Origin of the sequence: Bradyrhizobium sp. HKCCYLRH3061 (assembly GCF_051168015.1) — a bacterium.
Lineage (GTDB): Bacteria > Pseudomonadota > Alphaproteobacteria > Rhizobiales > Xanthobacteraceae > Bradyrhizobium.
In genome coordinates this window covers 20,972-40,136 of record NZ_JBNPUE010000018.1, presented here as the reverse complement: position 1 = coordinate 40,136, position 19,165 = coordinate 20,972, and the positions used below count along the sequence as shown (strand labels likewise).

Here is a 19,165-nt window from a genome sequence, read left to right as displayed (position 1 = left end):
CAGCAGAGGCGGCACGTTTGCGCAGCGTTCGGATCGGCCTGATCATTCCTTGGCGCGGCTCGGCAGGGTTGTGGGCACCCTCCGCAGAAGCCTGTGGTCGGCTGGCCGTGACCGAGCTGAACCAGGCCGCCGGCATCCGCCGCCGGCAGGTCGAGCTGATCGTCGTCGACGCCGGCGCGACCGCCGCCAGCGCGGGCCGCGCGGCGGCGGAGGCGGTCGACGAACTCGCCGTCGACGGCCTGGTCGGCATGCTGCCGAGCTACGCGCGCGATCCCGTCGCGCAAGCCGCGCGCGGCCGCGTGCCGTTCGTCTACACGCCCCAGTTCGAGGGCCTGCCGGCGAACAGCGATGTGATGACCACGGGCGAGACCGCCGGCGAATTACTGGGGCCGGCGGTGCAGTGGCTCTCCGAGATCAAGCGCGCCCGGCGCTTCTTCCTGTGCGGCAACGACTACATCTGGCCGCGCTCGTCGCTCGGCATCGCCAGGCGCTTGATCGCGCGCTTCGGCGGGACCGTGACCGGCGAATGCTACGTGCCGGTCGGCGTCCACGATTTCGACGAGATGCTCGACCGCATCAAGACCACGCGCAGCGACGTGGTGCTGCCGGTCTTTCTCGGCTTCGACTGCATCGCCTTCAGCCGCGCCTTCTGCGCCGCCGGTCTCAGCCGTCACGTGCTGCGATTCTCGTCCGCCTTCGACGAGACCATCGTCTACGGGCTCGACAGCGGCGAGACCGAGAATGTCTATGTCGCCTCCAGCTATTTCGCCTCGCTGCGTTCGCGCAACAACGGCGCGTTTCTCGAGCGCTACTACACGGCCTTCGGTGACAATCCGCCGCCGCCGAACGGCTATGGCGAGTCCTGCTACGAAGGCATTCACGCGCTCGCCGCGCTGATCGAGCGCGCCGAGAGCTTCGACGCCCGCGATCTCAGGCGCGTCTTCGGGCGCACGCTGCAGCGGCGCACGGCGCGCGGCAACGAGGCGCAGCCGGTGGTTGGCGGGCGCCATCCGATCCATCTCGCCGAGCTGGATGGCTACGACTTCGCGGTCGTCGCCTCGCGCTGAGGCGCAGGGCGCGCTCCAAAAAACACTTGCCTTTTCAAATATTGTAATTTTAAACTTCTCGCGGATCATGAACCAGCATCATCAACCCATGGGGACCTTTATGACTCTCTCCCGACGTCGTTTCCTGCAACGCTCGGCCATCGCGACCTCGACATTGATCGCGGCACCCGCCGTGCTGCGCTCGGGTGCGCTCGCGGCCGAGAACCCGATCACGGTCGGCAGCCTGCACGACCAGTCCGGTCCCATCGGCACCTCCGGCACGCCGATGGTCTACGCGCTGCAGCTTGCCGTTGAGGAGATCAACGCCGCGGGCGGCCTGCTCGGGCGTCCCTTGAAGGTGATCCACTACGACACTCAGTCCAACATCCAGATGTACTCGCAATACGCCCAGCAGCTGGCGGTCAAGGACAAGGTCGACGTCGTTCACGGCGGCATCACCTCGGCCTCGCGCGAGGCGATCCGTCCGACCTTCGACCGCTTCAAGGTGCTGTACTTCTACAACACGCTGTATGAAGGCGGCGTCTGCGACCGCAACACCTTCTGCACCGGCACGACGCCGGCGCAGACGGTGGAGAAGCTTGTGCCGAGCGCGATGAAGAAGTCCGGCAAGAAGGCCTACATCATCGCGGCCGACTACAATTACGGTCAGATCACCGCGAAGTGGATGACCAAATACTGCAAGGACAATGGCGGCGAGATCCTGGCGACCGACTTCTTCCCGCTCGACGTCACCAATTTCGGCTCGACCATCTCGAAGATCCAGGCGGCCAAGCCCGACCTCATCCTGTCGGCGCTGGTCGGCGGCAACCACACCGCGTTCTACCGGCAGTGGACCGCGGCCGGCATGAAGGGGAAGATCCCGATCGCCTCCACCACCTTTGGTCTCGTCAACGAGCCCTCGACATTGGATGCGGCGGAGAGCGATGGGGTCATCGGCGCCTACGGCTATTTCGAGGAGCTGACCACGCCGGCCTCCAAGAGCTTCGTCGAGAAGATCAAGAAGGCGCATCCGGATTCGCCTTACATCAGCGAGCTCGCCTCATGCACCTATGAGGGCGTCATGCTCTGGGCCGAAGGCGTCAAGAAGGCCGGCAGCATCGACCGCATGAAGGTGATCGAGGCGCTCGAAAGCGGCCTCGTTTTCGACGGCCCGAGCGGCAAGGTCTCGCTGGACAAGCAGACCCATCACACCGTCCGCAACGCGTTCCTGGCCGAGGTGAAGGACCGCAAATGGTCGGTGCTCGAGACCTACACCGACGCCAAGCCCGCGGACACCGCGAGCGTCTGTGACCTCGTCAAGAACCCGAACGACGTCAAGCAGTACATCATCAATCTCTGACGCGTGCCGGGTCCCGCCATTCGGCGGGACCCGGTTTCATTGGACTGCCCTGAAAGACCTGACGCATGGCGATCTACGTCATCCTCGCGCTGGATGTCCTCAACGGAATCTCATCGCTGTTCCTGCTCTGCCTGGGACTGGCGATCATCTTCGGCATGATGAAGATCATCAATCTCGCCCATGGCGAGTTCATCATGCTCGGCGCCTACGCCACCGTGATCTCGGCCAATGCCGGGGTGAACATCTGGATCGCGATGCTGATCATCGCGCCCCTGTTCGTCGGCATCGTCGGCCTCGTGATCGAGCGCTGCCTGATCCGGTTTCTCTACGGCCGCCTGGTCGATTCCATGCTCGCGACCTGGGGCCTCAGCCTCCTGATCATCGGCATCATCACCACGATCTACGGCAATACCCAGCAGGGCGTGCCGACGCCGCTCGGCGGCTTCTCGATCGGCTCGTACCAGTCGAGCTACTATACGCTGTTCCTCGCGTTGATGGCGGCGGTCATGATGGCCATCATCTACGGCGTGATGCGCTACACCCGGTTCGGCCTGGTCGCCCGCGCCACGATGCAGAACCCCGCGATGGCCGCCACGCTCGGCGTCAACCCGGCCCGCGTCTACATGAGCACGTTCGCGCTCGGGGCCGCCGTGACGGGTCTCGCCGGCGGCCTGCTGGCGCCGGTGTCCGGCATCACGCCGGTGATGGGCGGCGCCTATGTCGCCAAGGCCTTCATGACGGTGGTTGGCGGCGGCGCGGCGATCCTGTCGGGCACGCTCTCGGCGGCGAGCCTGTTCGGCTCGGTCAACCAGATCGGCGCCTATTTCACCACGCCCGTCTATGGCGAGGTGATCGTCTTCACCACCGCGATCGTGCTCATCCGTCTGCTGCCGCAGGGCATCTCCGGGCGCTTCTTCAAGGGGAACCTGTGATGGACAAGCGCCTTCGCCTCGCTCTCCAGGCCGCGGGGACCGTCGTCACCATTGGCGTGATCGCGATCATGCCGAGCGTGATCGAGTTGTTCGGCCTGATGCAACTGACGTTGTTCGCCGCGATGTCGGTTCTGGCGCTGAGCCTCGCCTTCATCTGGGGCTATGGCGGCATCCTGTCGTTCGGCCAGACAGCGTTCTTCGGCCTCGGCGGTTATGCCTATGCCATCGCGGCGGTGAACTTCCAGGACTCGACGCCGGCGATCCTGTTGGCGATCGCGGTGCCCGCGCTGTTCGCGGCCATCCTCGGCTACTTCATCTTCTTCGGCCGCATCTCCGACGTCTATCTCGGCGTCATCACGCTGACCGTCACCCTGATCCTGTTCAACTCGGTCAACTCGACCTCGGGCGACGCCTACAAGATCGGCAAGGCGCTGCTCGGCGGCTTCAACGGCATGCCGGCGGTGCCGACCTTCAACATGCCGTTCGATCCGTCGACCGTGCTGTCCCCGGAGCAATCGTGGTGGACCACCGCCTATGTGCTGCTCGGCGTGTTCCTGCTGCTGCGGTTGCTGCTGGCGCTGCCGGCCGGGCGCATCATCGTCGCGGTGCGGGAGAACGAGGTGCGGGCGTCGCTGCTCGGCTACGATCCGCGGCTGGTGAAGTGCCTGACCTTCATCCTCGGCGGCGCCATCGCCGGTCTTGCCGGCGCGCTCTACGTCAACTGGGGCGCCTTCGTCAGCCCGACCATCTTCAGCCTGTCGCTGTCCGCCGAGATCATCATCTGGATCACGGTCGGCGGGCTCGGCACCTTGCTCGGGCCGATCATCGGCTGCGTCGTGATCGAGTACATCGTCGCCTATATCGGCTCGCAGCAGCTCCTGAACTCCAACCTCGTTCTCGGCGGCGTACTCGTGGTGTTCGTGCTGCTCCTGCCGAAGGGCATCTTCCCGACCGCGCGTGATCTGGTGATGCGGCTGATCCCGGACAAGAAGCCGAAGACCAATGGTCCGCCGGTCCCGTCAGCGGCGGCGCCGCATCCTGCAGGAGCCGAGTGACATGGCCGACCTCGTTCCTCTGCTCAAGGCCGAGCACCTGACGATGCGCTTCGGCGGCGTAGTCGCCAATGACGACATCACGTTCACCCTGCAGGAGATGGAGCTGCGCTGCCTGATCGGCCCAAACGGCGCCGGCAAGAGCACGTTCTTCAAGACGCTGACCGGACAACTGGTGCCGACGTCGGGCAGCATCGCGTTCCGCGGCATGCCGATCGCGGGAAAGCTGTCGCACGAGATCGCGCGCATGGGCATCGGCATCAAGACCCAGGTCCCGAACGTGTTCAACGGCCTCTCGGTGCGTGAGAACATCTGGATGGCGGTACGGCGCAAGGCAACGCCGCGGCAGCAGGGGCCGGCGGTCAATGCCGTGCTGGAGATGATCCGGCTGACCGACTACGCCGACAGTATCGTCGCGACCTTGTCGCACGGCCAGCGCCAATGGGTCGAGATCGGCATGGTGCTCGCCGCCGAGCCGGAGCTGATCCTGCTCGACGAGCCCGCCGCCGGCATGACCGACGAGGAGACCTTCCACACCGCCGCGATCATCCGCGAGATCAACCAGACCCGGGCCATCGTCGTCGTCGAGCACGACATGGAGTTCATCAAGCAGATTGCCAAGCGCGTGACCGTATTCCACCAGGGGCGCGTGCTGGTTGAGGACACCGTCGACAAGGTGCTCGCCGACCAGCGCGTGCGCGACGTCTATCTCGGCAAGAAGGTGGCGGCATGAGCGCGCTTCTCGAGGTCAAGGGGCTCAAGTCCGGCTATGGCCGGATTCCGATCCTGTTCGGCGTCGACCTGACGGTGGCCGACGGCGAATATCTCGGCATCCTCGGCCATAACGGCATGGGCAAGACCACGGCGCTGCGCACCTTGATGGGGCATCTGCCGACCACCGACGGCTCGGTGGTGTTCGCAGGCCGAGCCATCACGCATCTGAAGCCGCACGAGCGCTCCCGGCTCGGCATCGGCCTAGTGCCGCAGGGCCGCGAGATCTTTCCGGACCTGTCGGTCATGGAAAATCTGCGCATGGGGCTCGCTGCGGCGCCGAAGGAGGACCGCAGTGTCATCGATGCCGTGCTGCAGGATTTTCCGCGCCTGGTGCGGCTGCTCGACCGCCGCGGCGGCGCGCTGTCGGGCGGCGAGCAGCAATTGCTGGCACTGGCGCGCTGCCTGTGCACAAAGCCCAAGCTGATCCTGCTGGATGAGCCGACCGAAGGCATCCAGCCGTCGATCATCGAGGAGATCATCGAGACGCTGCTGGCGTTGAAGTCGCGCTGGAAGATGTCTTTGATCGTGGTCGAGCAGAACCTCGAATTCATCACGTCGTTATCGGATCGCATCCTGCACATCCAGAAGGGGCGTATCACCGAGGAACTCGACCGTGAGACTCTCCTGGCCCGGGAAGGTCAGATGATCCCGAGCTAGAGCCCGTACCGGCGCGCGCGCGCCGGCCCATTGAACTGACAATTTGCTGTCTCTGCCCAGCTTGTCCTCACAAGAAAGGATGACTCATGTCCATCAAACGCCCGAATGCCGAGGAAGTTGCCGATCTCGCCGCCAGCCTGCACATGAACATGACGGTCGAGGAGGCCGCCGAATATCTGTCGCTGATGGGCGGCATGTTCGACCAGTACGACATCATCGATGAGCTGCCGAACCCGCTGCCGCCGGTGAAATATCCGCGCACGCCGGGCGCCAAGCCGATGCCTAAGGAGAACAAGTACAACGCCTGGGCGATCAAGACCGAGGTGAAGGGTGCGTCGTCCGGCAAGCTCGCCGGCCGCACGGTGGTGCTGAAGGACAACGTCGCGCTCGCCGGCGTGCCGATGATGAACGGCTCGACCACGCTGGAAGGCTTCATTCCCGCAGCCGACGCCACCATTGTCTCCCGCATCCTCGATGCCGGCGGCACCATCGTCGGCAAGGCCGTCTGCGAGCACTTCTGCCTGTCCGGCGGCAGCCATACCTCCAATCCCGCGCCGGTGCACAATCCCTGGAAGATGGGCTATTCGGCCGGCGGCTCGTCCTCGGGCAGCGCTGCGCTGGTGGCGGCCGGCGAGGTCGACATGTCGATCGGTGGCGACCAGGGCGGCTCGATCCGCATTCCCGCGTCCTATTGCGGCATCTACGGCATGAAGGCGACGCACGGTCTCGTGCCCTACACCGGCGTCATGCCGATCGAGTCGACGATCGACCACACCGGGCCGATGACCAAGTCGGTCGCCGACAACGCGCTGCTGCTCGAAGTGCTGGCCGGCGCCGACGGCCTCGATCCGCGGCAATATGCGCCGAAGGTCTCGGCCTACACCGAGGCGCTCGGCAAGGGCGTCAAGGGCCTCAAGATCGGCGTGCTCAAGGAAGGCTTCAGCGCGCCGAACATGGAAGAGGGCGTGGTCAGCAAGGTCAAGGCCGGCGCGGAGCGCTTCGCCAAGATGGGCGCGTCGGTGTCGGAGGTCTCGATCCCCGAGCACATGCATGCGCTGGCGGCGTGGAATCCGATCACGCTGGAAGGCTTCCTGGTGCAGATGATGCTCGGCAACGGCATGGGCTTCAACTGGAAGGGCCTCTACGATGTCGGCCTGCTCGACGCGCATTCCGGCTGGCGCACTCGCGCTGACGATTTGTCGGTGACGTTGAAGCTGACCATGCTGGTCGGGCAGTGGGGCCTCGAGCACTACCGCGGCCGCTACTACGCCAAGTCGCGCAACATCGCGATCCAGGCGAAGGCGGCCTATGACGCGATGTTCGGCTCCTACGACCTCTTGCTGATGCCGACCCTGCCGTGCGTCGCCACGCCGATCCCGGCCAAGGACGCGCCGCTCGCCGAGGTGGTGCAGCGCGCCTTCGAGATGACCGCGACGACGAGCCCGTTCGACGTCACCGGTCATCCCGCGATGACCGTGCCGTGCGGCCTCTCGGATGGCCTGCCGGTCGGCCTGATGCTGATCGGCAAGGACTACGCCGAGTCCACGATCTACCAGGCGGCGGCGGCGTTCGAGGCCGACGGCGACTGGAAGACCTTCTGATGATCACCATCACCGCGGTCATCAGGGCCAAGGCGGGACAAGAGGCCACGATGCGCGACGCCCTCGTCGCCGTCGCGGCCCATGTCGCGGCCAACGAGCCGGAGACGATCGGCTTCTTCATCTCGCAGAGCGAGACCGAGCCGGGTCTGTTCACGACCTATGAGCGCTTCGCCGACAAGGCCGCGATGGACCGCCACAACGGCTCCGCCGCGGTCGCGACCTTCTTTGGCATCGCCAAGCCGATCCTCGACGGCGAGGTCATTCTCGTGACCTCGCAGGAGGTGTCGGCGACGCTGCGGTAGGGCGCGGCGAGAGATGACCACACCAACCGTTCTTCGAGATGGCCGCCAAGGGCGGGCTCCTCTCGACGAGGGCTTCGGGTTTGGCCGGATGAAAGTCTTCGGCCAAAGCGAGCCTCATGCAAAATCGTACGGGGCTTGCGGCCACACCGCATGCAAGTCCCGCCCTCTATCTCGATCCTCATGGTGAGAAGCCCGTCCTTTGGCGGGCGTCTCGAACCATGAGGCCCCAAACGACGAGCGCAGAACAACAAGAGGAACATCGCCGATGCTCCGTCTGCACGGCATCCTGGGACGCGCGAGCGACAAGGCTTATGCCGGCCGCATCCACGCGCTGGAGCATCGCGGTGGCATCGAGTTGCTGTTCGTGCCGCCGGAGGATGCCGGCCGCAAGCGCTTCCGCCTGACCACCGATCGCGGCACCGACTGCGCCGTCAGCCTGGATCGCGACGAGGAGCTGGTCGACGGCGCGCTGCTGCATCTCGACTCCGATCGCGCCATCATCGCACGTTTTGGCGAGCAGCATGTGCTGCGCCTCAAGGCGCGTGACGAGGCCAGCGCGCTCAAGCTCGGTTGGCATGCCGGCAATCTGCACTGGCGCGTCCGCTTCGAGGGCGACAGCCTCGTCGTACTGCTCGACGCCCCGATCGAGACCTACCGTGCGCGGATCAAGCCGCTGCTCGACGCCGGCGAAGTCGTGGAGCGCGCGCATGTTTGACCGCGGCGAGACGCTGGCCCTGCTGCAACTCGGCGACAGCGCCTTTCCCGCCGGCGGCTTTGCCTTCTCCTGGGGCATCGAGGGCCTCGCGGCCGACGGCCTGCTGTCCGGTCGCGCCGACCTCGACGGCATTATTGCCGATCACCTCGCGCATCGCTGGGCCGGCATGGATCGCATCCTGCTGCGCCGCGCCTGGCACGCCAACGACATTGCCGCGATCGCCGCCGTCGATCGCCTCGCCGAGGCGACAACGCCGTCGGCCGAGATGCGCGAGGGCTCGCGGCGCGCGGGCAGGGCGCTGCTCGGCGTCTGGGTCAAGCTCGTCGGTCCGTTATCTCAAGCGTACCGTGCCCGCGTTTCTTCCGACGCGCGGCTTGGCCATCTGCCCGTAGTCCAGGCCATCACAGGCCACGATGCCGGCCTTGGTCTCGACGCGGCCGAACTGGTCTCCGGCTGGACCCTCGTCACCGGCCTCGTCAGCGCCGCTGTGCGGCTCGGCCTGATCGGCCACATCGACTCGCAGCAGAGTCTAGCACGCGCCCGCGCGCGTCTCGCCGAGCTGCTTGCCAACACACCCGACGACGACGCGATGCCGTCGAGCTTCACGCCCTTCATCGATATCGCCGTGTCGCGCGGGCCGTTGCGGCACGTGCGCATGTTCACGACCTGAGGTGCCGCGCCATGATGAACCTGTCGCCGACCGAGCTGGATCGTCTCGTGATCTTCAACGCCGCGCAGATGGCGCGGCGCAATCGCTTGCTGGGCATCAAGCTGAGCCATCCCGAGGCGGTCGCCTACATCACCGATGAGTTGATGACCGCGGCGCGACGCAATCTGCCCTATGCCGAGATCCGCGACATGGCCGGCCGGTTGCTGACCACCGACGACGTCGAGCCCGGCGTCGCGCAGATGATCCCGATGCTCTATGTTGAGCTGATGTTCGCCGAGGGCACCAAGGTGATGGCGCTGTTCGAGCCGATCCAGCCGGCCGAAGGCGCAGCCGCCGAGGAGATCGTACCCGGCGAGATCATCGCCGGCGGCGACGACATCGCGATGTTCACGGAGCTGCCGGCGGTCACCATCGACGTCGTCAACACCGGCGACCGCGACATCCAGGTGCGCAGTCACACCCACTTCTTCGAGGTCAATCGCGCGCTGCGCTTCGACCGCGCCGCCGCCTGGGGCATGAAGATCGATCGCCCCGCGGGGCTCGGCATGCGCTTCGAACCGGGGATCTTCAAATCGGTGCGGCTGGTGCCGATCACCGGCGACCGGATCGTGCGCGGCCAGGCCGGGCTGGTCAATGGTCCGCTCGATGCGCCCGGCGCGCGCGACGCCGCGCTGAAGCTCGCGCAGTCGCGCGGCTATCTCGGAGCCTAGGTCATGGCAACACTGACACGGCAAGCCTATGCCGAGCTGTACGGCCCGACCAAGGGCGATCTCGTCCGACTCGCCGACACCAGCCTGCTCGCCGAGATCGAGCATGACTACACGACCTACGGCCATGAGCTGCTGGTCGGCGCCGGCAAGAACTTGCGCGACGGGGAGGCCGTCGCGGCGCACCGGACGTCGCAGCACAAGGCCCTCGACGTCGTCGTCAAGAATGCGACCATCGTCGATGCCGTGATCGGCATCGTGAAGGCCGACATCGGCATCCGCGACGGCCGCATCGTCGGCATCGGCAAGGCCGGCAATCCCGACATCATGCCGGACGTGCATCCGGACATGGTCGTCGGCCACACCACCGCGCCGATTGCCGGCGGCCCCTTCATCGTCACAGCCGGCGCGATCGAGAGCCACGCGCATCTGATCTCGCCCGAGCAGTCGGATCACGCGCTGGCCGGCGGCACCACCACGATGGTCGGCAACGGTTCGGGCCCGGTGTTCGACGTCGGCTCCGGCTCGGGCCCGAACTTCGGTCACTTCCTCAGGTCGATCGAGTTCTCGCCGCTGAACTACGCGCTGTTCGGCCGGGGCGGCTCGAGCCCGGAAGCCGTCGAGGAGGCCGTTGCGGCCGGCGGCATGTCGGTCAAGATCCACGAGGACTTCGGCGCATCGCCCGACGTGATCGACAAGACCCTGATCGCGGCGGACCGTCACGACTTCGCGGTGCATCTGCACACCGACTCGATCAACGAATACGGCTTCTGCGAGGATACGATGGCGGCGGTCGATGGCCGCACCATCCACATGTACCACGTCGAGGGCGCCGGCGGCGGCCATGCGCCCGACCTGCTCAAGGTCGTGTCCTGGCCCAACGTGATCCCGTCCTCCACCAATCCGACCAATCCCTACACGTCGTATGGCATGGAGGAGGGCGTGCCGATGACGATGATCTGTCATCAGCTCAACTACAATTCGCCCGAGGACGTCATGTTCGGCGAGTCCAGGGTGCGCGCGCAGTCGATGGCGGCGGAGGATTTCCTGCACGACATGGGCGCGATCTCGATCTTCGGCACGGATACGCAGGGCATGGGCCGGCTCGCCGAGAACGTCGCCAAATGCTGGCAGCTTGCGAGCGTGATGAAGGACCGCATCGGCCGGCTGCCGGAGGAGACGACGACGCGCGCCGACAATGAGCGCATCAAGCGCTATATCGCCAAGCTCACGATCAATCCGGCCATTGCCGTCGGCATTGATCATGTCGTCGGCTCCATCGAGGTCGGCAAGATGGCCGATCTCGTGCTGTGGCCGCGCGCCTCGTTCGGGCTGAAGCCCTACATGGTGATCAAGAACGGCTTTCCGGTCTGGGCCGCGATGGGCGACGGCAATGGCAGCCTCGGGCTGTCGGAGCCGATGATCCAGAAGCGGATGTGGGGCGCGCTTGGCGCAGCGCCGCAGCGTCTCGGCGTCAACTTCATGTCGAAGCTCGCGGTCGACGCCGGCATCCGCGGCAGGCTCGGGCTCGGCCGCGAGACGGTGCAGATCAAGAACGTGCGCCGCCTGCGCAAGACCGACATGGTCCGCAACGCGGCGATGCCGCATGTCGAGGTCGATCCGCAGACCTTCGAGGTCCGCGCCGACGGCAAGCTCTTGATGTGCCCGCCCGCGACAACCGTGCCGCTCGCGAGGAGGTTCATGCTGCGATGAGCCGTCTCGCTCTCACCCGCGCCGATGCGCCGATGACGGCCGCGCGCGTTGGCATCGGCGGCCCCGTCGGCTCCGGCAAGACCGCGTTGGTCGAGCAGCTGATCCCGGCGCTGCAGGCGCGCGGCATCGACATCGCAATCATCACCAACGATCTCGTCACCGCCGAAGATGCCGAGCGCGTGCGGCGCTCCGGCCTGATCGACCCCGAGCGGGTCTCGGCGGTGGAGGCCGGCGCCTGTCCGCACACGGTGATCCGCGAGGATCCGACGCTCAACATCGAGGCCGCCGACGAACTGGAGCGGCGCTTTCCCGGCGTCGAGCTGATCCTGCTGGAGAGCGGCGGCGACAATCTCGCCTCGACCTTCTCGCGCGACCTCACCGATTTCTGGATGTTCGTGATCGACGTCGCCGGCGGCGACGACATCCCGCGCAAGCGCGGCCCTGGCGTCATCCGCGCCGATCTCCTGGTCATCAACAAGGTCGATCTCGCCCCTCATGTCGGCGTCGATCTCGCACGCATGCAGCGCGAGGCCGCCGCTGTGCGCGACGGCCGGCCGGTGCTCTTGACCAACTGCCGGCGCGGTGAGGGCGTTGAAGCGATCGTCGACCTGCTCGAGCGCGAGGTGCTGTTCCGCACGTGAGCGCTTCAGCCCCAGAGCCGCCGCGGCTCGATCTCTCCTTCGCCCGCCGCGGCGGCCGCACCGTGATCGATCGCCGGCTGTTTGCCTGGCCGTTCGTGCTGACGCGCAGCTTCCACACCGATGCCGCGCGGCCGGATTGCCTCAGCGTGATCCTGCAGACCGGCAGTGGCGCCGTGCACGGCGAGGACCGGTTGACGCAGCGCTTCACGCTATCTGCGGGTACAGCCGTTTGCGTGGCCACGCAGGGCGCCACCTCAGTACATCGCGCCGAGCCGGGCGCACGTGCCAAGGAGCAGGTTCTGCTCCGGGTCGCGACCGGCGCCAGGCTCGACTATCGGCCGGAGCCGCGCATCCTCTTTCCCGGGGCGGCCCTGTGCCAGGTGCTCGACCTGAACTGCGCCGCCGATGCATCGGCGCTGGTGACCGACGCCTTCACGATGCATGACCCGGACGGGCAAGGACGCTTGTTCCGCGAGCTCGACTCCGCGCTCGTCGTGCGCCGGACGGGCGAGGAGCCGCTCCTCATCGACCGCATGCATCTGCGCGATCCTGATGTCGCGGTCTTCAACGGTCATCGCGCGTTCGGCTCGGCCGTTCTGATGCTGCCGCCGACGAACGATCTCGCCGCGCTCCGCCAGCGTCTCGCCGATGCGCTGTCCTGCATCGACGGCCTCTACGCCGCGGCAAGCCTGCTGCCGGAGAGCGCCGGTCTCGGCGTGCGCCTCGCCGCCCGCGAGATGCGCCAGCTGCGCACCGGATTCGACGCGATCGCCGCGATCTATCGCGAGGCGGCGGCTCAGGCCCCGAGCGCGCCGGCGACGGCGCGGCCGACCGCTGCGTGAACCGCGTTGCGCTTCTCGTCGCTGGCCTTGGTCTCGGTGAGATAGCTGCTCACGAGGACCGGCGCGCGCCCTGTCGGCCAGATCACGGCGACATCGTTGCTGCTGCCGTTGTCGCCCGCGCCGGTCTTGTCGCCGATGCGCCATTCGCCGGGCAGGCCGGCGCGCAGCTTGGCGCCACCGGTCTTGCAGGCGATCAGCCAGCCATTCAGGACATCGCGCGACGCCGCCGACAGCGCAGTGCCGGTGGTCAGCTTCGCCAAGGTCTGGGCCATCGCCGCGGGCGTGGTGGTGTCCCTCGGATCGCCGGGCACGCTTTCATTGAGCGCGGGCTCGATGCGGTCGAGCCGGGTGATGGCGTCGCCGAAGCCGCGGATGGCGCGGGTCAAGCCGGCGGGGCCGCCGAGCGTCGCCAGCAGCAGATTCGCCGCGGTGTTGTCGCTGAGCGTCACGGTCGCCTCGCACAATTCGCCGACCGACAGGCCCGACGTCCCCACATAGGCCTTGGTGACCGGCGCATAGGACAGGATGTCTCCTTGCGCGATCGGAATGCGGCGTGCCAGCTGCTCGGTGCCGGAATCGACCTTGGTGAGGATCGCGCCCGCCAGCAGCGCCTTGAAGGTGCTGCACATCGGGAATCGATCGTCGAGCCGATGGCCGCCGAGCGCGCCGCTCGCGGTGTCCAGCAGGGCCACGCCGAGCCGCCCGCCGCTGTCGGCTTCGATGCCGGCGATTGTCGCCTGCAGGTCGGCGGCGAGCGCCGGCTTCGCCACCAGCAGCGGCACGAGTGCGAGCGGAAACAATTGCCGCCGTGTGTAGATCGTCATCGACTGTCCTCGAGTTACGCCGTCTCGAGATCGAAATCGGCCCACACCGGCACGTGATCCGACGGCTTCTCCCAGGCCCTGACATAGCTGTCGACGCCGACCTCGACCAGCCGGTCGCTGGCCTGCGGCGACAGCAGCAGGTGATCGATCCGGATCCCCATGTTCTTCTGCCAGGCGCCGGCCTGATAGTCCCAGAACGTGTACTGCCCCGGTGCGTCGGTGACGGCGCGCAGCGCGTCGGTGAGCCCGAGGCCGAGCAGCGACTGGAAGCTCTCCCGCGTCTCGGGACGGAATAGCGCGTCCTCGACCCAGGCCTCGGGGTTGGAGACGTCGTCGGCGGCGGGGATCACGTTGAAGTCACCTGCGAGGATCAGCGGCTCCTCGGTCTTCAGCCGTTCACGCGCGTAGTCACGAAGCCGCGACATCCATTTGAGCTTGTAGGGATATTTTTCCGTGTTCGGCGGGTTGCCGTTGGGCAGATAGAGGCAGGCGATGCGCACCACCCCGCTCTTGAGGCTGACCACGCCCTCCAGGAAGCGCGCATGCACGTCCCCGGCATCGCCATCGAGCCCGGACTTCGTTTCGTCGAACGGCAGCTTAGACAACAGCGCGACGCCGTTGAATGTCTTCTGACCGTGGGTCACGACGTTGTAGCCGAGCGCCTCGATCTCCAGCCGCGGGAATGCGTCGTCCGTGCACTTGATTTCCTGCAGGCAGACGATGTCCGGGGAGCATTCCTTGAGCCAGGTCAGGAGGTGATCGATCCGCTGCCGGACCGAATTGACGTTCCAAGTGGCGATACGCATGGCCTGAGGTTCCCGGGGGGAAAGAGAAACGGCCCCGGTTAGATCAAGCCGCGACCACTCCGGTCAAGGCGAATGGCGTGGGAATCACAGGCGTCGCAACAATGCCATGCACGGTGCGGCATGGTCGGGGGCGCGCGCTGCGCGTATTCATGCGGCCAACACCCAGGGAGATCATGATGGACCATCGACGTCTCGGCCATTCCGGCCTGCGCGTGCCCGCGCTCAGCTTCGGCACCGCGACCTTTGGCGGCAGCAACGACTTCTTCAAGGCCTGGGGCGGGACCGACGCCGACGGCGCCTCCCGGCTGATCGACGTCTGCCTCGATCATGGCCTCTCGATGTTCGACAGCGCCGACGTCTATTCGGACGGCCTGGCCGAGAGCATTCTCGGCCAGGCCATCAAAGGCAAGCGCAACCGCCTGCTGATCTCGACCAAGGCGACGTTCCCGAAAGGCAGTGGCCCGAACGACTATGGCTCCTCGCGCCAGCATCTGATCGAGGCGATCGACGGCTCGCTCGCGCGGCTCGGCGTCGACCACATCGACCTGTTCCAGCTGCACGGCCAGGACTACAACACGCCGGTGGAGGAGACGCTGTCCACGCTCGACCAGCTCGTGCGCGCCGGCAAGATCCGCTACATCGGCTGCTCCAACTTCTCCGGCTGGCACCTGATGAAGTCGCTGGCCGCCTCCGACCGCTACGGCTATCCGCGCTATGTCGCGCATCAGGCCTATTACTCGCTGCTCAACCGCGACTATGAGTGGGAGCTGATGCCGCTCGGCGTCGACCAGGGCGTCGGCGCCGTGATCTGGAGCCCGCTCGGATGGGGCAAGCTGACCGGCAAGATCCGCCGCGGACAGCCGGCCAAGCCCGGCACCCGCGCCCACGACATCGCCGGCACGGGACCGCATTACGAGGAGGAGCGGCTGTATCGCGTCGTCGACGCGCTCGACGGCGTCGCCAAGCAGACCGGCAAGACCATTCCGCAGGTGGCGCTGAACTGGCTGCTGCAGCGCCCGACCGTGTCGACCATCATCGTCGGCGCCCGCAACGAGAGCCAGCTCATGGAGAACATCGGCGCGCTCGGCTGGAGCCTGACGGCGGAGCACGTGGCCACGCTCGATGCCGCCAGCGACATTCCCGCCGCCTATCCGGTCTGGCATCAGCGCGGCTTCCCGATGCTGAACGAGCGGCGCTAGCCGACGAGCGAAACTGCTGTGGACCATCGGCCGCAGGCCTCGTGCCTGCGGCGCCGATGCATTTGACGACGTCCCCCGGCCGGCACTAAAATCACGCTTCGATCGTCACGTGGCCGCGCTCCGGTCATTCTGGAGCCGCCACAACGGGGGGCATCGACCCCGGACCGATCGGCGGTTGAGCCTCACGACTGTGCCGGACCCGCAGTCTTCAATGTGACGATGTTTGGCTCACTAAGTCGTCCCGGCGAACCGCATCCGATTTGTGCTGAAGAGCGAAACTCTTGCTCCTCACCCTGAGGAGCCCGCCGCAGGCGGGCGTCTCGAAGGGCGAGGCCCACACTGTGGCCTCATGGTTCGAGACGGCGCTCCGCGCCTCCTCACCTTGAGGGGCCGCTCCGAGAGCGGCGCTGCACCTTGATCATGCGAAGCTGCTTACGGCGAACGATGGTGGCGTATTCGGCTCGCCGGCTGTGCGATCAAATGCTCCATCCCTCTGCCGGATACGCCAGCGCCTCCGCCGGCTTGATCTCAGCGCCCAGCCCGTTGCAAAATCGGCTGGCATAGAACGCCAGCGGCAGGCCGTCCTGGTGCCGGCACCAGCGCACTTCGCCGATGAACAGCGTGTGGTCTGCGATCTCGATCGCGTTGACGACCTCGCAGCCGAACTGCGCGATCGCCTGCGGCAGCAGGAAGAAGCCATCGCGTTCGTCGAAGCTTGGTGCGCCCTGCGGCAGCGGTGCGCCGGCGAAATGCCGGCCGATCGCGACGTCATCCGCCGCGAGCACGTTGACCGCATAGCGGCCGGAGGTGCTCACCGCCTGCCAGGTGCGGCCGTGCTTCAGCGAGACCAGCACCGTCGGCGGCTGCATCGAGACCGTGGTGAAGCTGTTCGCAGTCATCCCGACCGGTGCACCCTGGGCATCGCGGCTCGCCACGACAGTCACGCCTGTCGAGAATCGCGACGCGGCTGCACGAAAGCTGGCCGGGTCCGGACGATGGCTCATCGGCTTCTCTCCGCCATCACGCTGCGAGCCTTGCCCGGTCATCGATCCAGGCATGAATGCGCCGATCGCTCGCCAGCCGGTCCCACTGCCGCTCCGGATAGTTGAAATTGTCGGTGAACTCGTCGCAGAGCGAGCGATCCTGCGCCATGGTGAAGATCAGCCGGCCCATCGCCTCCGACGGCGGCTGCAGCATCAGATTGGTCCAGCGCGCCGCGGCGAGCACGCGGTTCTCGCGCGCGCGATCGACCGTCTCGACGAAGCGGTCGTCGAACGCCACGGCGTCAACGATCGCCTTGCCGAGCTCGAACGCCGCATAGGAGGCCATGTTGGCGCCCTGGCCCATCATCGGATCGACCACGGAGTGCACGTCGCCGAGCGCGATCGCGATCTTGCCGTCGTCGAAGCTGACCGAGGAGCGCCGCACGGTCGGCACCACGGCGCCCTGCAGGAGGTCCAGCGGCTGCAGATCGAAGCGGTGCGTGTCGATCCGGTTGTAGGTGTGCGGATGGTGCCTTTCGAGCTTGTCGAGCATCGTCTGCCGGAAGGCTGAGGGATCGGCGTCGTAGTTGAGCGACACCAGCTCGGCCATGTCGCCGCCGGGGATGTTCTCCATCAGCAGCGCCGTCTTCATGCCGCCGAAGGTCAGCGTCGGAATCACGATCATCTCGCCATGCCCCGGCGAGACCGACAGCGTCACGCCGCGCGGATCGTCGCCCTCGGGGCTGCCGTGATCGACGCCGTCATACAGGCCGACACAAAGCAGGCGCTGCGGCTGGTTGTAGGGCGACAGCTCCGGCCGGTGGCTGAACATCCGCCCGAGCGCGCCCTTGCCGGTGGACACTACCAGCAGGTCGAAGCGCGCCACCAGCGCCGGAATGTCGTCGTCCTGAATGCTGGCATATTCGATCGCGCCGCCGCGATCCTCGAAATCCTTCATCAGCGCCGGCAGGTAGATCCGGTAGTCGACCGCGCGGCTCGGCTGCTTGAATGCGCCGCGAAAGAGCAGGGGGCTGCCCGGAAAATTGAAGAAGTGATCATGGTGGTGGTAGACGACATCAGGATCGTCCCAGTGGTTCACGCCGAGCTCGTTCTCGCGCGCGACCGTGATGCCGTGGTGCGCCACGGTGTTCATCAGCCGCGTTGCAGCATAATGCTCCGGCTCGCGGTCGGTCAGGACGGTCGCCTGGATGCCGTGCTTCTGCAGGTAGAGCGCGAGATGCAGCCCTCCGATGCCGGCGCCGACGATGCCAATCGACTTCTCCATGGGTCTCCCTCCCGTCTGATTTTTTTGAGAGGCTAGACCAGTCCTCCCGATGCCGTATACGGAATGGCAAGAATAAAACTCATTCCGGGGAGGAATGGATGGACCGGATCGACGCGCTGCAGACCTTCATCCGGGTCATGGAGGCCGGCAGCTTCACCCAGGCGGCGGCCGATCTCGGCCTGGGCCAGCCGGCGATCACCAAGCGCATCGCGCTCCTGGAGGAGCAGTTCGGCTGCAGGCTGTTCGTGCGCACCACGCGTAAGCTGCGGCCGACGCCCGAGGCCGACCGGGTGCTCAAGCTCGCCAAGGACATCGTCACCTTGTTCGAGAGCGCCGGCGTGCCATCGCCGAAGCGCGTCGGCGCGCCCTCCGGCACCCTGCGCATGACGGTGCCGACCTCGTTCGGCCGCTTCTTCTTCGCCGACATCTTTGCGGAGTATGGCCGCCGCTATCCCGAGGTGCGGCTCGACATCCGCTTCACCGAGCAGTTCGTCGACCTCGTCGAGACCGGCACCGAGCTCGCCATCCGCATCGGCGTGCTCTCATCGAGCTCGCTGGTCGCGCGCCGCGTCGGCACGGTCAAGCGGCTGCTGGTCGCGGCGCCATCGCTGCTCGCCAGACACCGCCCGCCGCGCCTGCCCAACGATCTGCGCCAGCTGCCCTGCGTGACCTATTCGCGGCTGTCGCCGAAGAACGAATGGAGCTTCGAATCCGAGACCGGCCGCCACGTCGTCGGCATTGCGCCCTCGCTCACCTGCGACGACGCCGACATCATGACCCAGGCCGCACTGGAGGGCCTCGGCGCCGCCGTGCTGCCGGACTGGTGCGCGGTGGGCCACATCGCCTCCGGCAAGCTCGTCCACCTGCTGCCGGACTACGATGTGCCGTCGCTGCCGCTCCACGTCGTCTATCCCGACCCGCAATGGATGTCGCACCGCGCCCGCCTGTTCCGCGACCTGATCATCGAGCGCGCGGACGTGTTCGCGATTGGTGCGGCAATGGCCACAAGAGTGTAGCGATGTTTGAACTCATTGTAGGTGAGGTCAGAATGAGCGC

20 protein-coding genes are annotated in these 19,165 nt (G+C 66.5%); 16 read left to right on the top strand and 4 right to left on the bottom strand.

Features of this window, described 5'->3' with window-relative positions; all coding sequences use genetic code 11:
* Positions 1-17 precede the first annotated feature (17 nt).
* The 14 genes from ACQR2C_RS25595 to ACQR2C_RS25530 all read left to right on the top strand — a co-directional run bounded on the left by ACQR2C_RS25595 (position 18) and on the right by ACQR2C_RS25530 (position 13,012).
* A complete protein-coding gene (locus ACQR2C_RS25595; RefSeq protein ID WP_434882393.1) occupies positions 18-1,067 on the top strand; it encodes a substrate-binding domain-containing protein in 1,050 nt (349 codons plus the stop codon).
* Between the two features lie 100 nt (positions 1,068-1,167).
* Positions 1,168-2,406 (top strand): urea ABC transporter substrate-binding protein, encoded by a 1,239-nt coding sequence (locus ACQR2C_RS25590; RefSeq protein ID WP_316236396.1) that lies wholly within the window; start codon positions 1,168-1,170, stop codon positions 2,404-2,406.
* Positions 2,407-2,471: 65 nt separating this feature from the next.
* Positions 2,472-3,338, top strand: coding sequence for a branched-chain amino acid ABC transporter permease (locus tag ACQR2C_RS25585; protein ID WP_315711674.1), 867 nt, complete (start codon positions 2,472-2,474; stop codon positions 3,336-3,338).
* Positions 3,338-4,393 (top strand): branched-chain amino acid ABC transporter permease, encoded by a 1,056-nt coding sequence (locus ACQR2C_RS25580; RefSeq protein ID WP_434882392.1) that lies wholly within the window; start codon positions 3,338-3,340, stop codon positions 4,391-4,393. The genes ACQR2C_RS25585 and ACQR2C_RS25580 overlap by 1 nt, the downstream gene beginning before the upstream one ends.
* Before the next feature lies 1 nt (position 4,394).
* The gene (locus ACQR2C_RS25575) at positions 4,395-5,123 is read left to right on the top strand and encodes an ATP-binding cassette domain-containing protein (RefSeq protein WP_315711676.1); all 729 of its coding nucleotides are present in this window, start codon (positions 4,395-4,397) and stop codon (positions 5,121-5,123) included.
* On the top strand, positions 5,120-5,821 hold the full coding sequence (locus ACQR2C_RS25570) for an ABC transporter ATP-binding protein (protein WP_316178519.1): 702 nt from the start codon (positions 5,120-5,122) through the stop codon (positions 5,819-5,821). Before ACQR2C_RS25575 ends, ACQR2C_RS25570 begins: the two co-directional genes overlap by 4 nt.
* Before the next feature lie 86 nt (positions 5,822-5,907).
* Positions 5,908-7,422: an amidase gene (locus tag ACQR2C_RS25565; RefSeq protein WP_316178521.1), complete on the top strand. Its 1,515-nt coding sequence runs from the start codon at positions 5,908-5,910 to the stop codon at positions 7,420-7,422.
* Positions 7,422-7,724: a putative quinol monooxygenase gene (locus tag ACQR2C_RS25560; protein ID WP_434839826.1), complete on the top strand. Its 303-nt coding sequence runs from the start codon at positions 7,422-7,424 to the stop codon at positions 7,722-7,724. Before ACQR2C_RS25565 ends, ACQR2C_RS25560 begins: the two co-directional genes overlap by 1 nt.
* A gap of 265 nt (positions 7,725-7,989) precedes the next feature.
* On the top strand, positions 7,990-8,439 hold the full coding sequence (gene ureE, locus ACQR2C_RS25555; protein ID WP_316178523.1) for an urease accessory protein UreE: 450 nt from the start codon (positions 7,990-7,992) through the stop codon (positions 8,437-8,439).
* Positions 8,432-9,109: an urease accessory protein UreF gene (locus tag ACQR2C_RS25550; protein ID WP_434882391.1), complete on the top strand. Its 678-nt coding sequence runs from the start codon at positions 8,432-8,434 to the stop codon at positions 9,107-9,109. The genes ureE and ACQR2C_RS25550 overlap by 8 nt, the downstream gene beginning before the upstream one ends.
* Positions 9,110-9,120: 11 nt before the next feature.
* Positions 9,121-9,819, top strand: coding sequence for an urease subunit beta (gene ureB / locus ACQR2C_RS25545; protein WP_434882390.1), 699 nt, complete (start codon positions 9,121-9,123; stop codon positions 9,817-9,819).
* A gap of 3 nt (positions 9,820-9,822) precedes the next feature.
* A complete protein-coding gene (ureC, locus tag ACQR2C_RS25540) occupies positions 9,823-11,529 on the top strand; it encodes an urease subunit alpha (RefSeq protein ID WP_434882389.1) in 1,707 nt (568 codons plus the stop codon).
* On the top strand, positions 11,526-12,170 hold the full coding sequence (ureG, locus tag ACQR2C_RS25535; protein WP_434882388.1) for an urease accessory protein UreG: 645 nt from the start codon (positions 11,526-11,528) through the stop codon (positions 12,168-12,170). The genes ureC and ureG overlap by 4 nt, the downstream gene beginning before the upstream one ends.
* Positions 12,167-13,012 carry an urease accessory protein UreD gene (locus ACQR2C_RS25530; protein WP_434882387.1) on the top strand — a complete coding sequence of 282 codons (846 nt, stop codon included), beginning with the start codon at positions 12,167-12,169 and terminating at the stop codon, positions 13,010-13,012. The genes ureG and ACQR2C_RS25530 overlap by 4 nt, the downstream gene beginning before the upstream one ends.
* Here the strand turns inward: ACQR2C_RS25530 and bla are convergent.
* Together bla and xth are read right to left on the bottom strand one after the other, a co-directional pair.
* Positions 12,967-13,836, bottom strand: a complete 870-nt coding sequence (gene bla, locus ACQR2C_RS25525; RefSeq protein ID WP_434882386.1) for a class A beta-lactamase — start codon at positions 13,834-13,836, stop codon at positions 12,967-12,969. The genes ACQR2C_RS25530 and bla overlap by 46 nt on opposite strands.
* A 14-nt stretch (positions 13,837-13,850) precedes the next feature.
* Positions 13,851-14,642, bottom strand: a complete 792-nt coding sequence (gene xth / locus ACQR2C_RS25520; RefSeq protein WP_434882385.1) for an exodeoxyribonuclease III — start codon at positions 14,640-14,642, stop codon at positions 13,851-13,853.
* Between the two features lie 176 nt (positions 14,643-14,818).
* Here xth and ACQR2C_RS25515 point away from each other — a divergent pair, with 176 nt between their 5' ends.
* Positions 14,819-15,841 carry an aldo/keto reductase gene (locus ACQR2C_RS25515; protein WP_434882384.1) on the top strand — a complete coding sequence of 341 codons (1,023 nt, stop codon included), beginning with the start codon at positions 14,819-14,821 and terminating at the stop codon, positions 15,839-15,841.
* A gap of 476 nt (positions 15,842-16,317) precedes the next feature.
* Here ACQR2C_RS25515 and ACQR2C_RS25510 read toward each other — a convergent pair whose 3' ends face one another.
* Positions 16,318-16,845 carry a flavin reductase family protein gene (locus ACQR2C_RS25510; protein WP_434882383.1) on the bottom strand — a complete coding sequence of 176 codons (528 nt, stop codon included), beginning with the start codon at positions 16,843-16,845 and terminating at the stop codon, positions 16,318-16,320.
* A 16-nt stretch (positions 16,846-16,861) separates the two neighbouring features.
* Positions 16,862-18,109, bottom strand: a complete 1,248-nt coding sequence (styA, locus tag ACQR2C_RS25505; protein WP_434882382.1) for a styrene monooxygenase subunit StyA — start codon at positions 18,107-18,109, stop codon at positions 16,862-16,864.
* 98 nt (positions 18,110-18,207) lie between these two features.
* Between styA and ACQR2C_RS25500 the strand changes: the two genes are divergently transcribed.
* Positions 18,208-19,125: a LysR family transcriptional regulator gene (locus ACQR2C_RS25500; protein ID WP_434882381.1), complete on the top strand. Its 918-nt coding sequence runs from the start codon at positions 18,208-18,210 to the stop codon at positions 19,123-19,125.
* The last annotated feature ends 40 nt before the right edge of the window (positions 19,126-19,165 follow it).

What these genes read in the sequence shown, in the direction of transcription:
- ACQR2C_RS25500 (WP_434882381.1), top strand. Translation starts at nt 18,208, where the DNA reads ATGGACCGGATCGACGCGCTGCAGACCTTCATCCGGGTCATGGAGGCC.
- ureE (WP_316178523.1), top strand. Translation starts at nt 7,990, where the DNA reads ATGCTCCGTCTGCACGGCATCCTGGGACGCGCGAGCGACAAGGCTTAT.
- ureG (WP_434882388.1), top strand. Translation starts at nt 11,526, where the DNA reads ATGAGCCGTCTCGCTCTCACCCGCGCCGATGCGCCGATGACGGCCGCG.
- ACQR2C_RS25550 (WP_434882391.1), top strand. Translation starts at nt 8,432, where the DNA reads ATGTTTGACCGCGGCGAGACGCTGGCCCTGCTGCAACTCGGCGACAGC.
- ACQR2C_RS25560 (WP_434839826.1), top strand. Translation starts at nt 7,422, where the DNA reads ATGATCACCATCACCGCGGTCATCAGGGCCAAGGCGGGACAAGAGGCC.
- ACQR2C_RS25515 (WP_434882384.1), top strand. Translation starts at nt 14,819, where the DNA reads ATGGACCATCGACGTCTCGGCCATTCCGGCCTGCGCGTGCCCGCGCTC.
- ureC (WP_434882389.1), top strand. Translation starts at nt 9,823, where the DNA reads ATGGCAACACTGACACGGCAAGCCTATGCCGAGCTGTACGGCCCGACC.
- ACQR2C_RS25590 (WP_316236396.1), top strand. Translation starts at nt 1,168, where the DNA reads ATGACTCTCTCCCGACGTCGTTTCCTGCAACGCTCGGCCATCGCGACC.
- styA (WP_434882382.1), bottom strand. Translation starts at nt 18,109, where the DNA reads ATGGAGAAGTCGATTGGCATCGTCGGCGCCGGCATCGGAGGGCTGCAT.
- bla (WP_434882386.1), bottom strand. Translation starts at nt 13,836, where the DNA reads ATGACGATCTACACACGGCGGCAATTGTTTCCGCTCGCACTCGTGCCG.
- ACQR2C_RS25510 (WP_434882383.1), bottom strand. Translation starts at nt 16,845, where the DNA reads ATGAGCCATCGTCCGGACCCGGCCAGCTTTCGTGCAGCCGCGTCGCGA.
- ACQR2C_RS25585 (WP_315711674.1), top strand. Translation starts at nt 2,472, where the DNA reads ATGGCGATCTACGTCATCCTCGCGCTGGATGTCCTCAACGGAATCTCA.
- ureB (WP_434882390.1), top strand. Translation starts at nt 9,121, where the DNA reads ATGATGAACCTGTCGCCGACCGAGCTGGATCGTCTCGTGATCTTCAAC.
- xth (WP_434882385.1), bottom strand. Translation starts at nt 14,642, where the DNA reads ATGCGTATCGCCACTTGGAACGTCAATTCGGTCCGGCAGCGGATCGAT.
- ACQR2C_RS25575 (WP_315711676.1), top strand. Translation starts at nt 4,395, where the DNA reads ATGGCCGACCTCGTTCCTCTGCTCAAGGCCGAGCACCTGACGATGCGC.
- ACQR2C_RS25570 (WP_316178519.1), top strand. Translation starts at nt 5,120, where the DNA reads ATGAGCGCGCTTCTCGAGGTCAAGGGGCTCAAGTCCGGCTATGGCCGG.
- ACQR2C_RS25580 (WP_434882392.1), top strand. Translation starts at nt 3,338, where the DNA reads ATGGACAAGCGCCTTCGCCTCGCTCTCCAGGCCGCGGGGACCGTCGTC.
- ACQR2C_RS25565 (WP_316178521.1), top strand. Translation starts at nt 5,908, where the DNA reads ATGTCCATCAAACGCCCGAATGCCGAGGAAGTTGCCGATCTCGCCGCC.